14 protein-coding genes and 1 pseudogene are annotated in these 14,624 nt (G+C 59.0%); all 15 read left to right on the top strand.

From position 1 onward, the window contains the following. Nucleotides 1–75 precede the first annotated feature (75 nt). Nucleotides 76–1,260: an adenylate/guanylate cyclase domain-containing protein gene (locus tag AC1Q6J_RS18245; protein WP_492280616.1), complete on the top strand. Its 1,185-nt coding sequence runs from the start codon at nucleotides 76–78 to the stop codon at nucleotides 1,258–1,260. A 477-nt stretch (nucleotides 1,261–1,737) separates the two neighbouring features. After that, a complete protein-coding gene (locus AC1Q6J_RS18240) occupies nucleotides 1,738–2,157 on the top strand; it encodes a mercuric transporter MerT family protein (protein ID WP_492280615.1) in 420 nt (139 codons plus the stop codon). 33 nt (nucleotides 2,158–2,190) lie between these two features. Then, nucleotides 2,191–2,487 carry a heavy-metal-associated domain-containing protein gene (locus AC1Q6J_RS18235; protein WP_492280614.1) on the top strand — a complete coding sequence of 99 codons (297 nt, stop codon included), beginning with the start codon at nucleotides 2,191–2,193 and terminating at the stop codon, nucleotides 2,485–2,487. 160 nt (nucleotides 2,488–2,647) lie between these two features. Next, a complete protein-coding gene (gene merP, locus AC1Q6J_RS18230) occupies nucleotides 2,648–2,932 on the top strand; it encodes a mercury resistance system periplasmic binding protein MerP (protein WP_492280613.1) in 285 nt (94 codons plus the stop codon). 581 nt (nucleotides 2,933–3,513) lie between these two features. Next, entirely contained in the window at nucleotides 3,514–3,693 is a 180-nt protein-coding gene (locus AC1Q6J_RS18225; RefSeq protein WP_492280612.1) for an NAD(P)-binding domain-containing protein, read from the top strand. Beyond that, on the top strand, nucleotides 3,630–4,481 hold the full coding sequence (locus AC1Q6J_RS18220) for an NADP-dependent phosphogluconate dehydrogenase (RefSeq protein WP_492280631.1): 852 nt from the start codon (nucleotides 3,630–3,632) through the stop codon (nucleotides 4,479–4,481). Before AC1Q6J_RS18225 ends, AC1Q6J_RS18220 begins: the two co-directional genes overlap by 64 nt. 2 nt (nucleotides 4,482–4,483) lie before the next feature. After that, the gene (locus AC1Q6J_RS18215; RefSeq protein ID WP_492280611.1) at nucleotides 4,484–6,457 is read left to right on the top strand and encodes a glycoside hydrolase family 15 protein; all 1,974 of its coding nucleotides are present in this window, start codon (nucleotides 4,484–4,486) and stop codon (nucleotides 6,455–6,457) included. 10 nt (nucleotides 6,458–6,467) lie between these two features. Then, nucleotides 6,468–7,820: a dihydrolipoyl dehydrogenase family protein gene (locus tag AC1Q6J_RS18210; protein ID WP_492280610.1), complete on the top strand. Its 1,353-nt coding sequence runs from the start codon at nucleotides 6,468–6,470 to the stop codon at nucleotides 7,818–7,820. A 29-nt stretch (nucleotides 7,821–7,849) separates the two neighbouring features. Beyond that, nucleotides 7,850–8,680, top strand: coding sequence for a glucose 1-dehydrogenase (locus tag AC1Q6J_RS18205; protein ID WP_492280609.1), 831 nt, complete (start codon nucleotides 7,850–7,852; stop codon nucleotides 8,678–8,680). Between the two features lie 197 nt (nucleotides 8,681–8,877). Next, nucleotides 8,878–9,758, top strand: a pseudogene (locus AC1Q6J_RS18200) (MBL fold metallo-hydrolase). Continuing rightward, nucleotides 9,748–10,137, top strand: coding sequence for a rhodanese-like domain-containing protein (locus AC1Q6J_RS18195; RefSeq protein ID WP_492280608.1), 390 nt, complete (start codon nucleotides 9,748–9,750; stop codon nucleotides 10,135–10,137). Before AC1Q6J_RS18200 ends, AC1Q6J_RS18195 begins: the two are co-directional and overlap by 11 nt. A 720-nt stretch (nucleotides 10,138–10,857) precedes the next feature. Beyond that, the gene (locus AC1Q6J_RS18190) at nucleotides 10,858–11,778 is read left to right on the top strand and encodes a Vgb family protein (protein WP_492280607.1); all 921 of its coding nucleotides are present in this window, start codon (nucleotides 10,858–10,860) and stop codon (nucleotides 11,776–11,778) included. Between the two features lie 347 nt (nucleotides 11,779–12,125). Then, nucleotides 12,126–12,533, top strand: a complete 408-nt coding sequence (locus AC1Q6J_RS18185) for a mercuric transporter MerT family protein (RefSeq protein WP_492280606.1) — start codon at nucleotides 12,126–12,128, stop codon at nucleotides 12,531–12,533. Nucleotides 12,534–12,564: 31 nt separating this feature from the next. Further along, entirely contained in the window at nucleotides 12,565–12,897 is a 333-nt protein-coding gene (locus tag AC1Q6J_RS18180) for a heavy-metal-associated domain-containing protein (protein WP_492280605.1), read from the top strand. A 275-nt stretch (nucleotides 12,898–13,172) separates the two neighbouring features. Then, on the top strand, nucleotides 13,173–14,612 hold the full coding sequence (merA, locus tag AC1Q6J_RS18175; protein ID WP_492280604.1) for a mercury(II) reductase: 1,440 nt from the start codon (nucleotides 13,173–13,175) through the stop codon (nucleotides 14,610–14,612). Nucleotides 14,613–14,624: the final 12 nt, after the last annotated feature.

Below are 14,624 nucleotides of genomic sequence, written 5' to 3'. Positions count from 1 at the left end.
AAGACCCCCGTTGCAGACGAGCTAATAACCGTTATCAATTGCGTGGGTCAGGAGGAGGGCAGGTTTAGAGGTGCGATGGCTGAGGATGCGTGCTCACTCGACATGGCAGAGATCGTTCTCGCTCTGATTTCCAGTGCGGGACCAGGATCGAATGCGCAAACATTTTTGCAGGACGCCGGAACGCTTCTCGCACGCACGGCACCACAAATTGAGCGGGTATTCGTCGGCTTGCAGACGCTGCATCCCGCGTTCAGAGCCCGGACTTACCTCTGGGAGGCTTCGGAGGACAAAGTCCGTATCGTCGAGTGGCCGCACGGCCTCAGGAACCGCCCCGGTTACTTCGATTCTCCCGACCATCACGTTCACTCATCGCGTACCGAGCTGCGAGTGCGAGACCTGCAGGCCGTTTCCGCTCATCGATGCGACCTCTATGACGAACTTCGAGGTGCGGGGTACACCGACTATCTTATTGTCCCGCTGTTATTCAAAGACGGCACCGTCAATACGCTGTCAGTCGCGACGCGGCGAGCCGGTGGGTTCCAAGACGCAGCCATCAGGGACTTTCAACGGCTGACGGGCCTCTTTGCCATTGTCCTTGAGCGCTTCGCGGCACTTGAGACAGTGGAAACGACGCTCAGCACCTATCTCGGACGGAACGCTGGCCAGCAGGTTCTGCGCGGGAAAATCCGCGCCGGCCACGGCGAGTTGGTGACGGCTGCGATCCTGTTCGCCGACTTGCATGACTTCACGTCGCTTACGGAGCGCCTTGGACCGGAGGAGACCGTAGGTTTGCTCAACGATTACTTCGACTGCCTCGTCGGTCCGATCGAGCAACACGGCGGTTATGTCCTTAAGTTCATCGGCGATGCCGTGCTTGGCTTTTTTCCCATGGATGTGACGGACGACCCCGAACCGGCACCAATGGCTGCTGTGCACGCCATCCGACGCCGACTGACAGAGCTTAATCAAGCCCGAACGGCAAGGAACGAATCGCCGCTACACCACGGATTGTGTGTACATTTCGGTGAAGTTCTTTATGGCAATATCGGCTCTAGCGAGCGCCTCGACTTCACGATCATTGGAACCGCCGTGAACGTGGCGCAGCGCTGTCTTGAGCATACGCGCGTGCTCGGGGCCGACTATCTCTTTACCGAGGCCTTTGCCCGACGATTTGCGGTTGCCGGTCTTCAATCGGTCGGCGCGCACAGGCTAAGGGGTGTCGAGGATGCCGTACCGCTGTTGAAGCTTGTCCCGAATTGATTCGTTCCAGCGGGCGATAAGCGCTTCATCTCGTTATAGACGAAAATCCTCTTACCGGCTTTTACTGCTGCTGATTGTGCCGCTGTCGCCCTGCGCCAACTTGGATCCGGTCGTCCTCGGCTCTTCTTGTGGAATGCGGGCCTGGTTGGGTGGGTTGAACTTCGCCGAGGTGGCAGGCGCGACCGTTACTGGCGCCTTGCCGCTCACGCGTTTCTTCGTTGGCAGAGGGGTCGGGGTTGCCCCGCAGGGAAAGCAGCAGGCATTCCGGCTCCGCCGAAGCACCGTCCGCTCCGATGATGAAGTCGGAAACCGCCGTGCCGAGCCCGTCGGCGCGATTCCCCTCCCTGGGGACGGTTAGGTGCGAGTCCGCTTCACATGACTGTGTTCGCAGCGACAAATTTCGCCCTTGAACCTGTACCAGCTACAGGAGTTAGATTCTGTTCGTCGGCGCAAAAAGGACCAAAGGACCAAAGCATTATGGACAGATCTGTACAGCAGACAGTGGAAGACACCGCGTCCATATGGCGAACGGAGAGCCCTGCCGGCTCATCAACCCGCGGAGTTGGGCTAGCTGTCGCGGGCGGGATTCTGGGCGCCCTTGCCGCGTCGTCCTGTTGCGTCCTGCCGCTGGTCCTTTTCACCCTCGGCGTGAGCGGCGCTTGGATCGGGAACGTGACGGCGCTCGCACCTTATCAGCCGATCTTCATAGCAGTGACGCTCGCCTTCCTCGGGTATGGCTTTTACTGGGTTTACCGGCGACCAAAACCAGCTTGCGTGGAGGGCTCTTACTGCGCCAGCCCGAAATCGACCCGCCTCGTCAAGATAGGGCTCTGGACAGCAACCATCCTGGTTGCCGTCGCATTTGGTCTCCCGAAGCTCGCCCCTCTGTTCGTGTAACCATTCCGGTCATCTCACCATAAGGAGAACTTTATGATCCGTACTATCGCTGCCGCCGCCACTTTTGCTCTCTTGCTCACCTCCGGAGCGGTAAAGGCGGGTGAGCCGAGCATTGTTCTAACCGTTCATCACGCCGATTGCGCCTTCTGCGGCCCGATCGTGAAGCGTACGCTGACTAGTGTTCACGGCGTCAAGGCGGTGCAAGTTTCGCAGCCGAACGAAATGGCGGACGTGAAAGCGACGGTCACCTTCGATGGCGCGGTCACGAATGTGGCCGAGTTGGTGAAGGCGACCACGAATGCCGGCTATCCATCAGAGCTTGCTAAGTGATCGTGCAGTCCCGGCGGCGAACGCGCTGAGTCATCAACCCGCTTGGGCAGCGAAAGGCTTTAAGAGTAGGGCCAATGAGGGCACGCAAACAGTGCGTCATAAGGCTAGTGTCGCACGGTATCGTCAAATCCAGGTCGATCCACAAGGAAGGGCTCATACTATGAAATATCCTCTCGCGGTCTCTGGCTTTGCACTGGTGTTGCTCAGTTGTGGCACTGCCTTTGCTGGCGAGCGCACCGTCACACTCACGGTTGAAAACATGTACTGCGAGGCTTGCCCCCTTACGGTGAAGAAGTCCATCAGCGCCGTGCCCGGCGTGGGCAAAGTTGTCGTGTCCTACAACGACAAGACGGCCGTCGTGACCTATGACGACACAAAAGCCGACGTAAAAGCTCTCACGGCCGCGACGACGAAGGCGGGCTATCCCTCCTCGCCGAAAAGCTGAGCCCCATGAACGACCGCACTAACATGCCGATTGGTGTTATTGCAGCCATGCTCGTAGCGCTGTGCTGCGGGGCGCCGCTCCTTATAGTCGCGCTAGGCGCGCTCAGCACTGCCGGGTTGATGGCGTGGCTTTCCGAGTCTGTCTATGTCGTGATCCCGGTACTATTTGTTGGTCTCGGACTAGTTAGCGTCTGGCTGCACCGTCGCGGTGCGCGGACCAAAGCCGGCCGTAATCCGAATTCTCGCGAAGGTACCTCTTAAACGGCTTGCTGCTGTGATCGACGCATCGCTCCAGGTAGCAGCGAGTTGGGCGCGCAAAATAAGCCCGTTTTCAGATTAAATCAGAACGGCCTCCATTCGACGCATCGCCCACCGAAAGCCCAAAATTCACGTGGAGAACCCATATCGCCCACGTTCTCGGTGCGCAGTGTCGACCTTAGCAGAAAAATCGCGAGCAGGCGGGAACCTGAAGCGGCTACAGGTTCGTTGATGCGTCGAACGCCTTGAGCACCGCCTGGCGTTTAGTCGAACGCCGCGCCGAGGTCTGGCGCTCCGATCATTTCATTCAAAGGACCAAAGGCGATGGTGAGCCCGATAAGATTTGGAATAATTGGTCTCGGCAAGATGGGGGGCGGGCTTGCGCATTCAGCCCTTGAACGGGGGTTGGAGGTCGTGGGTTTGTCGCGCGGCAGCGCTTCCTGCGAGCTCACGGGCGCTGGATTGGTCGAGATCAAAGATGCCGCGAATTTCGCGAACGATTGAGCCCGCCCCGCGTCGTGTTGCTCTACCTCCCGGCCGGACCGGTAGTCGATACCATCCTCGAGGCCCTAATGAAAAACCTTGAGCCGGGTGACGCCGTGGTTGATGGCGGGAATTCCTATTGGGGCGACTCGATCCGGCGTCACGGGCGTCTCCGCGACATTGGAATCCACTTTGTCGATGTGGGAACGTCCGGCGGGCTGACAGGGGCACGTTTCGGCGCGTGCTTCATGGCCGGAGGCCACCGCGATGCACTCGCCTTGGTCGAACCAATCCTGAGGGTGCTTGCCGTTCCAAGCGGCTATGTTCACGCCGGGCCGCCCGGCGCCGGACACTTCGTCAAGCTCGTCCATAACGGTATTGAGTTCGGCATGCTGCAGGCAATAGCTGAGGGGTTTGACCTGCTCACGCATTATCACGAACCCATCGACATTACTGCGGTCCTGAAGTGCTGGGGCCGCGGCTCTGTGATCCGGTCATGGCTGGTTGAACTTCTTGCGAATGCCCACAAGGAAGATCCAGGGCTGCAGAAGCCAACCTCATACATCGAAGATACCGGCGAAGTGAACTGGCTGGTTGCGGACGCATTGCGCATGGAGGTGCCCGTGCCGGTGATCGCCCAATCGGTGATGCAGCTCTTTTCGTCGCGTGACGCCGGGAAGGAATGGGCGCGGGCGATTGTCGCGATGCGGCACGGCTTCGGTAGCCACCCGTTCGGACGCGACGAGACTGTTGCACGCGAACGCAGCGAAGGACGCGTGGGCCCGATCTTCCGGCCCAGGGAGGCGTAGCCGTGCGTAAATGGACGGCTGCTCCTGAAACTGCTACTCGCGAGGCGCCGTCTCCTCGCCCGTACGTGCCGATCCGCGATTACGCGCTGGTGGGCGACTGTCATGGTTCGGCACTCGTCGCTCAAGACGGCAGCGTCGATTGGTGCTGTCTCGGAAGGTTCGATGCGGTCCCGGTATTCTGGCGCCTTCTCGATGCAAACAAGGGCGGCTTCTTTCAAGTTTCTCCTGAAGACGACGGGCGTGCGCAACGAAGTTATCTTCCCCGTACAAATATCCTGCGAACAACCTTAACAGTTGAAAGTGGCAGCGTCACCGTCACCGACTTCATGCCGGTGGGGCGTGCGCCAGGATCAACCGCCGAAGATTATGTCACGTTGAATGCGCCCGGTTGGTTCGTACGGATTGTCGACGGAATCGAGGGAGTTGTCCGTGTTCGGGTCCGATTCAAATCCGCCGCCGCGGGCTTCATGGCTCCCTCTAGTGACGTCCGGACGAGTGGTAATAGCGACGAAGCCGTGCTGCATAGCGACGGCGGGCGTTTCGACGGTGAAACCGATACAACCGTCGAGATCGCTGCGGGGGAGCGTCGGACCTTCATTGTCGCTCCCGCTTCGGCGGCGCGTGCAATTTCCGGAATCAACGCGCATGACCTGCTGTCGATCACTTATTCCTTTTGGACGGAGTGGCTCGATCGCTGCTGCTATGACGGTCCCTACAATGAGGCAGTTCACCGAAGCGCGCTGGTCTTGAAGCTTTTGACTTTCGCCCCGACGGGTGCCGTCATCGCAGCCCCAACGACGTCCCTTCCGGAGGGGATCGGCGGAGAGCGGAACTGGGATTACCGCTTCAGCTGGATACGCGACTCGAGCCTTGTGCTGAACGCGCTTGCGGCATTGGGGTACGATGGAGAGGCGCGCCGGTTCTGCGAATTCCAGCGCTTGTGCTGTGCGAAAACTCTACCTCAACTGCAAATCATGTATGGGATCGGTGGGGAAACCGACCTTCCTGAACGCACGCTCGACCATCTTGAGGGATACCGTGCGAGCCGCCCGGTGCGAGTCGGCAACGCCGCGTATCAACAGCGGCAGATGGATGTCTACGGCGAGGTCCTCGATTGGATGCTGATGCTACGTGCGCTGGGGGAGCCGAGTGACACGACGCAGGAAGAAATGGTTCGGGGAGTTGCCAAATACGTCGCATCACATTGGTCCGAGCCCGACCAGGGTATCTGGGAGATGCGCTCTGAGCCGCGCCATCACGTTCACAGCAAAATCATGTCGTGGGTAGCGCTCGATCGTGCGATCAGGCTTTGCGGCGAGCATCCCCCGTGGATCAAAGCGCGCGACGCCGTTTTGCAGGCTATACTCACGCAAGGTCTGGATCCGCGAGGGAAGCATCTCGTGCAGGCCTTTGGCTTTGACGCAACCGATGCTGCCTTGCTGCTGACCCCCACGCTCGGGCTACCTCTTGACCGTGCGATCATCGCACGCACCGTCGAGGCAATCGAACGAGAGCTTCGCACTGGCGATTACGTCTGGCGCTATCTGGCGCCCGATGGGCTATCGCGCGGCGAGGGTGCGTTCCTCATTTGCAGCTTCTGGCTCGTAGACGCGCTGCTGTTTACCGGCCGCGCTGACGAGGCACGCGCCCTGTTCGAGCGTCTGCTGATCAAGGCAAACGACGTGGGTCTGTACGCGGAGGAGATCGATCCTGCCACTGGTAAATTCCTTGGAAACTTCCCCCAAGCCTTCACGCATCTCGCTTTGATCGGAAGCGCGGTCAATCTCAGGGTCTATGAAAAGGGCGGGGAGGGTGCGCTTGCAAGCATCTATGCCGAGCGCGTCCGCCGCGCCGCCGAAGTAACGGGCGGACTGCAAACCCTTGCGCGTCGCGCCACGAAACCGCATCAGTCATCAGAGCGTTCCGTGCTGCCTCGTTTCTGGAATGACGGGGATCGATCAACACCAACAGATTAGGAGTTTTCGCATGACCAAAGCATACGATCTGATTGTCATCGGCACAGGGACAGCCGCGATGGTCGCCAGTCACCGCACGGCTTCCGCCGGCTGGAAAGTCGCCGTAATTGATTACAGGCCGTTTGGCGGCACCTGTGCTCTTCGCGGTTGCGATCCGAAGAAAATGCTGATCACGGGTGCCCAGGTCATCGACGACATTCGACGCATGAGCGGGCGCGGCGTTGTTGCAGAAGACGCGCGGATCGCGTGGCACGACCTGATGGAGTTCAAGCGCACTTTCACCGGACCTGTTCCGGGCAAACAGCAAAAGAGCTACGAAGGTAGTGGAATCGACACCTATCATGCCGCGGCCCGGTTCGTATCCCAGAACGCCGTCGAGGTGGACGGGAATCGGCTGGAAGCCAAGCACATCCTGATCGCAACGGGAGCACGGCCCGTTTCGCTCGGATTCCCCGGAGAGGAGCACCTCATCACGAACGAGGAGTTTCTCGAGATTGACGAACTGCCAAACCGAATCGTGCTGGTCGGTGGCGGCTACATTGCAGCTGAGTTCTCCCATATTGCCGCGCGAGCCGGCGCCAAGGTCACGGTTCTGCAGCGCGGAGAGCGCATGCTCCCGCAATTCGACGCTGATCTTGTGGGCTGGTTGATGGAGAGCTTTCATCGTGCGGGAATTGACGTTCGAACCAAGCATGTCGTTGAAGCCGTCGAGAAGCAAGGATCAAACTTCATTGTTCGCGCGTCCACCAACAACGGGGCGCAAACCTTCGAAGCAGATCTTGTGGTGCATGCGGCCGGGCGCATTTCGGATTTCGAGCACCTCAATCTTCAGGCGGCCGGAATTGATCGCGACAAGCACGGTCATCTCAAACTCAATGAGTTTCTTCAGAGTGTCTCAAATCCCGCCGTTTATGCGGCAGGGGATGCCGCCGCCAAGGGCCCGCCCCTCACGCCGGTCTCGAGCCACGACGCCAAGGTGGTCGTCGGCAATCTTCTGGAAGGCAACCGCCATCGTCCGGACTATCGCGGTGTGCCCAGTGTCGCATTCACGATTCCGCCGATCGCGGCCGTCGGAATGAGCGAGCAGCAGGCTCGCGAGAGCGGAAGGAAATTCCACGTTAAAAGCGAGAAGACGTCAGATTGGTATACGGCCAGGCGCGTCGCGGAGACCGTGTACGGCTTCAAGGTGCTGGTCGAGGAGGAAACCCAGCACATTCTTGGGGCTCATTTGGTCGGTCCGCATGTGGATGAGGTGATCAATATTTTCGGCCTGGCTATTCGCCATGGCCTCACGGTTGATGATTTGAAGACTACCATGTTCGCCTATCCGACAGGCGCTTCGGACATCGGCGACATGCTGTAAGCAACCGATCGCGTGACGGGAGAAGGCAAATGACAAAAGTGATCTTGACGCAAGATCGTTCTCGGCCGTTGGCGGGACAAAATGCCATCATCACAGGTGCAGCATCGGGCCTCGGGGCAGCCATCGCCCGAAGCTTAGCAGCTGCCGGCGCCGCTGTCGGAATCAACTACCATTCCGAGCCGGAAAAGGCCGCGAGCATTGTCGACGAGATCCAGCGACAAGGAGGCAACGCCATCGTACTCAAGGCTGACGTTTCCAAGGAGCCTGAGGTTTGTGAGATGTTTTCCGAATTTGTTCGTGCTTTCGGCAGGGTCGATATCGTTGTCGGCAATTCTGGCATTCAGAAAGATGCCCCATTTGCCGAAATGACTATCGATCAATGGCAGAGCGTAATGGATGTAAATCTCACCGGACAATTCTTGACGGCTCGTGAGGGAGTTCGTCATTTTCTAAAACAAACGATGAATAAAGACATTTCGCGTGCTGCGGGGAAGATCATTTTCATCAGTTCGGTACACGAGCTGATACCGTGGGCAGGGCACGCGAACTATGCAGCGTCCAAAGGTGGAGTAATGCTCCTGATGAAAAGCCTCGCGCAGGAGGTTGCGGAAAAGCGCATCCGGGTTAACAGCATAGCTCCGGGAGCAATCAAGACCAAGATCAACCGCCGGGCATGGGAGACGCCCGAGGCAGAGCAGAAGCTACTCAAATTGATCCCTTATGGTCGAGTCGGCGAAACTGACGACGTCGGGGAAGCGGCAGTGTGGTTAGCCTCCGACGCGTCGGACTATGTCGTCGGAACAACCTTGTTCATAGACGGCGGTATGTCGCTTTATCCGGGCTTCCGCGACGGCGGCTGAATGGGGCGATTGCCCGCCTGTTCGTTCTTGGCCGCCTGATTGGCGGCATGGCGCTCGGAAAAGCGCTCGCCAGGAACAAGCTGCCACTTAATTCGACATTCGCCGGCCTCGTCATTCTGGTCGGGATACGTGGTTGGGCGGAACGATGACGCCCTCCGCGCTTTGAACATTTCACATCTTCGGGAAAGAATAGTTGCATGATAAAGTCAGCGTTGCAGGGTTATCCAATAGTCACGGGATTCTTCGACAAACGCACTTTCAGTGTGCAGTACGTTATCGCGGATCCCGAGACCCGGCACTGCGCCATCGTTGACCCGGTTCTCGATTTTGATGAAAAGTCCGGCTCAATTGCCACGTGGTCGGCCGATGAGCTGCTCTGTCATGTTCAGCAAGAGGGCTATTCACTCGAATGGATTATCGACACACATCCGCATGCCGACCACTTCTCGGCAGCGGGTTATCTCAAGGATAAAACAGGCGTCCCCACGGCGATCGGCGAAAAGGTCGTCGAGGTCGAGAAGGTTTGGAAAACGATCTACAACTACTCGGATTCCCTTCCAACGGATGGCTCCCAATGGGACAAGTTGTTCAAAGATGGCGAGCGGTTCGGGATCGGCAATTGTGATGTCGAGGTGATGTTTACGCCGGGACATACGCTTGCGTCGATCGCCTATCGTGTCGGAGATGCAATCTTCGTTCATGACACGCTGTTCCAGCCGGACTTTGGAACGGCACGCGCCGACTTCCCGGGCGGGGATGCGCACGCGCTTTGGAGAAGCATCCAGCAGATTCTTGCGTTGCCGGATCACACCAGGGTGTTCACCGGACACGACTACATGCCCGGAGGACGAAAGCCGGCATGGGAAAGTACGGTGGGACAGCAGAAATCTGGGGATTGCCCCGGCGGGCTCGTGACCGGAAGCTGCCGATGCCCAAGCTAATACTTCAATCGCTGCAAGTGAACATCCGAGGCGGCAAGTTGCCCGAACCAGAGTCGGACGGCCGGCGCTACCTCAAAACCCCACTTGGTGCGCTCGATGGCACCCCTTGGAATGAAGGAGACCACAATGAACATTAAGAGCGCAAAAGAACTCGTCTCCGCAGCTAATGCGGAGGTCGAGACACTATCGGCGGACGCCGCCGTGAAACTCATGGATGAGCCAAATGTCGTATTCGTCGACGTCCGGGAAACCGATGAACGGCGAAAGACAGGCGTACTTAAAGGATCAGTGCATGTTCCACGCGGTTTTCTTGAATTTTACGCCGACCCTGATAGCCCGACCCATGTAAAGGCCCTGAGCAGCGGCAAGCGGCTGGTACTTTATTGTGCTACGGGTAATCGGTCGTCGCTGGCTGCAAAGACGCTCAAGAGCATGGGAATAACCAACGTCTCGCATGTGGCCGGCGGCTTTCCGGCGCTGCAAAAGGCCGGCGGCGAAACCGAAAGCGCCGCGTGAAACGGATGGTGACTTATTAGTGCAATCTAAGCAGAAGGAGACAGAACAATGATGGACGGCATGGGCGGAGGAATGATGTGGGGCATGGGCCTCATGTGGATCGTCTTCATCGTGGTGCTGGTGTTAGCAGGTGCGGCGCTTGCCAAATACCTGTTCTCGCGCCGGTAGCCGACCGCTGATCGGCCGCGGGCGCTGAACCTCGAACGAAGGAGTTAGATTCATAAGCGATAGAGCTTGATGGCAAAATGCTTCCAATGCCATGGCAAAATGAAGTAGCTGGTTTCAGGAACGCGCGCCCCCCATCGGTTTAGTTCGCTCAAGAAAGTCGACCAGACAACGTTTCTTCTGGGTGAGTGATCATGGAAAAGAAACGCGCAGTGCCACGTAATCAAATTCTCAAGTCTGGCACAAACTCGTTCGACACGCCGATCTTCTCATAATAGCGAATCGTCTCGTTTTGAAATTCACACCACAGCGCTCTGACAGGACCTCAATCGAAAAATCTTCGGCCTTGATTACGACCTTAAAACCCGGAAGAAGTTTCTCGCTTGACGCTGTAGTCGCTGCAGCAACTAACTTGAATTCGAGCACAAGGAAACCACGCTTATGAGGATCGCCGCAGATTGCGCCATTGGCCGAGCGCCACGGAGACGAACGACCGCCGTGTTGACACCACGTCACTGTGGACCGTCGAAACTTGGCGCCATTGGTGGCGTGCTCATGCTCCTGGCTCTTTCAACGTCTGCAGGGGCAAGCGTCAGGCAGTTCGAGGTCCCGACACCGAATAGCTATCCCGAGAGCGTGACCATCGGCCCGGACGGCAATGTCTGGTTTACTGAAAAGCAGGGCAACAAGATCGGTCGACTTTCCCGAGAGGGGGAGGTTTCCGAGTTCCCGGTGCCAACGGCTGATAGCCATCCGCAGGGGATCGTTGCGGGCCCCGACGGCAACCTTTGGTTTACGGAAAACCGCAGCAACAAGATTGGCCGGGTCACGCCGTCTGGCGAGGTCTCAGAGTATTCTCTTCCGATCCCCGAGAGCTACCCGTACGGGATCGCCGTCGGCCCGGATAACGCATTGTGGTTCACGCTGTCAGCGACAAATAGCATCGGGCGCATCAGCCTGTCAGGAGCGATCAGCGAATTCAAGCTCGCCAAGACCCAAACTCCATACGGGATTGCTGCAGGCCCCGATGGCAACCTCTGGTTCACGGGCTTCAATAGCAATACCGTCGGTCGGATCACGCCTGGGGGCGAAGTCACGGAGTTTGCGATCCCGACATCTGATAGCTCGCCTCTCAGCATCTCCGTCGGTCGGGGTGGGACCATTTGGTTTAGCCAGGCTACAGCAGACAGTGTCGGCCGGATTACGCCCGAAGGGCATGTCACAGAATTCCCGCTGCCGACTGCCGGCGGTCAGCCCTACGGGATCGCCGCTGCGAAGGATGGATCCGTTTGGTTCACACTGCATATTGGCCGGAAGATCGGACGAATTGGCCCGACGGGGGAGGTAACCGAATTCTCACTGGAGAACACTCGAACGCTGAACGGCATGGCAATTGGACCTGACGGCGCGATCTGGTTTGCCGCGTCCCGCGCCAACAGTATCATCCGCCACCTGCCGGAGGACCCGTTGAGGTAGGGCACTTTCGTGAGCCTGAAGTGCGTTTAGCGCGATTTTGGGCTCACGCTGGCGTGATCCGGTCAGGATAAGAGCCCTTGGGCTCCGACGCGTCAGATCATGTCGCCGGCGCAACCTGTTCATTTGGACGGCGGTATGTCGCTTTATCCGGGCTTCCGTAACGGTGACTGAGGGAACAGTGCTGATGGTGGCGGAAGGGTTCACGCTGCACTTGGCGTCAGCGCCCAGGAGCCTCGACAATCCGACAGCCACGCACGGCGAACTCCGTCACGGGCATGTGATAAAATCGAGCTTGATCCTGTAGGTGATACAGGCCCCATCTTGTATCCATCGAAGGAGAAATCGGGATGAATGAATTAGTGAGGCCAAGGCCGATTAGTGTGACGAGTAATCTCGGAGACGAGACGACCCGGCGGAGGCAGGGATTGTGGGCCGCAGGAGGCCTCCTGGCCGCGCTTGGAGCGTCGTCCTGCTGTATTCTACCTCTGGCGCTCTTCAGCCTTGGGGTGAGCGGCGCTTGGATCGGCAATTTGACTGCGCTCGCGCCCTATCAACCGATCTTCTTGGTCGCCGCGCTGGCGTTCCTTGGGTTCGGCTTTTGGCGGGTTTACCGCCAACCGGTTGCGGACTGTGCGGACGGAAGTGCCTGTGCCCGCCCAGGTTCGAACCGGATGACCAAGATCGGCCTCTGGACGGCGGCGTTCCTCGTCATTGCGGCCGCTACCTTTCCCTATATCGCAGCTCTGATCCTATGACCGATCATTCTAACAACAAGGAGAATAGACAATGAAGACTGTGCTTGGCGCTGCTATGACCGCTTCAATCTTGCTAATCGCCAGTGCAGCAATCGCTGCTCCGCGTACCGTTACGCTCCAGGTCGAGAACGTAAGCTGCGCGACCTGTGCCCCTATCGTGAAGAAGGTGCTCTCTCGCATGCCCGGCGTGAGCCAGGTCGCGGTCGTCGAACGCGGCGGCACGGCGACGGCCACTGTCAACTTCGACGACAGCACGGTTACAGCGGAGGCTCTCGCCCAGGCTACAACCAATGCGGGCTATCCCTCGACCGTGAAGAAGGAAGCAATGGGGCCCGCTACGGGCACAGCGGTGGTTGCGCGCTAAGCGGGAACGAGCCCATCATGAACGATGGCTCCATTATCCAAGCGGGCGTTTTTGACGGGTGTTATTGCCGCGCTGGCTGTGCGACGTCCATTCTCGGGGTCGTGCTGGGAGCGGTCGGGATCTCGGAACGGGACCGCCTAAGTCGACTACGTCCTGATCCCGGTACTGGCTTGGGTCGGGCTAATAGGTATCAGGCTAAATCCGCGCAACAGACCTGCCTCTTCTGCTGCCGCTGCTTGCTGTGAGGTTGACCGGAAAACACGGAAATTAAAGTCATGAGCGATTGTTGCGCTACATCGAATGCAAAGAACGGAAATGACCGCTACGATCTCGTCGTTGTCGGCGCCGGTTCGGCTGGGTTCTCAGCCGCGATCACTGCAGCCGAACAGGGAGCGCAGGTCGCCCTTATAGGTCATGGCACGATCGGAGGCACTTGCGTCAACGTCGGCTGCGTGCCCTCGAAGACGCTGATACGGGCGACTGAGGCGGTACATCACGCAAACATCGCACCGACCCGATTCAACGGAATTGAAAGTCAGGCGCGAGTAGTCAGTTGGAGCGCGCAGGTTGCGCAGAAAGATGCCTTGGTCGAAGGCCTACGGCAGGCGAAGTACGCCAACCTTCTGCCCGCCTACAACAACGTGGCCTACCATGAGGGCCGTGCACGCTTCGTTGAAGGCGGTGTCGAGGCCGGCGCCAAGCGTTTCGCCTCGGATCGCATCATCATCGCGACGGGGGCACGTCCCGCCGTACCGGCGATCCCCGGCATTGCAGACGTGTTGCCCCTCGACAGCACGACGGCGCTCGACCTGGCTGAGCTGCCGCGGTCGATGATCGTGCTCGGCGGCGGTTACATTGGGGCTGAGCTCGCGCAGACCTTTGCACGCGCCGGCGTTGAGGTGACGCTTGTCTTCCGCAGCCGTCTTCTGCCCGAGGCTGAGCCTGAGATCGGCGTGGCGCTTGCCGGCTACCTGGCGGACGAGGGCATCGCGATCGTGGGTGGCTTGGCTTATGATTCCGTTCGCAAAACGGAGAGCGGAGTTGCGCTCACGGTTCTCAGGGATGGTGATACTCAGACGATCACGGCTGACCGGATCCTCGTCGCGACGGGGCGCACGCCCAACACCGAAGGCCTTGGGCTCGGGGAAGCGGGCGTCGGTCAAGCAACTGGCGGCGCGATCCTGATCGATGACCGCATGCGCACCTCAAAGAAGGGCGTTTACGCGGTCGGCGACGTGACGGGCAAGGACCAGTTCGTTTACATGGCGGCCTACGGCGCGAAGCTGGCTGCCAAGAACGCGTTGAACGGCGATAGCCTGCGCTACGACAACTCCGCCATGCCGGCGGTGGTATTCACCGACCCGCAGGTGGCCAGCGTCGGATCCACTGAAGCGCAAGCCCGTGCCGCCGGGCATGACGTTCGGATCTCCGTGCTCTCACTCGACGATGTGCCGCGTGCGCTCGCGGCCCGCGACACGCGAGGGTTGATCAAGCTCGTGGCCGATCGAGCGAGCCGCAAACTGCTCGGAGCACACATCCTGGCGCCTGAGGGTGCCGACAGCATCCAGACGGCGGCCTTGGCAATCCGGTGCGGACTCACCATCGACGACATCGCCGAAACAATCTTCCCCTATCTGACCACCGTCGAGGGCCTCAAGCTCGCGGCCCAGACCTTCGATAAGGACGTGAAGATGCTGTCCTGCTGCGCTGGCTAACGACTTGCATCA

This window comes from Afipia sp. MLSD5-FHT05B12 (genome assembly GCF_058793355.1).
This window is presented reverse-complemented; position numbering and strand designations above follow the sequence as displayed.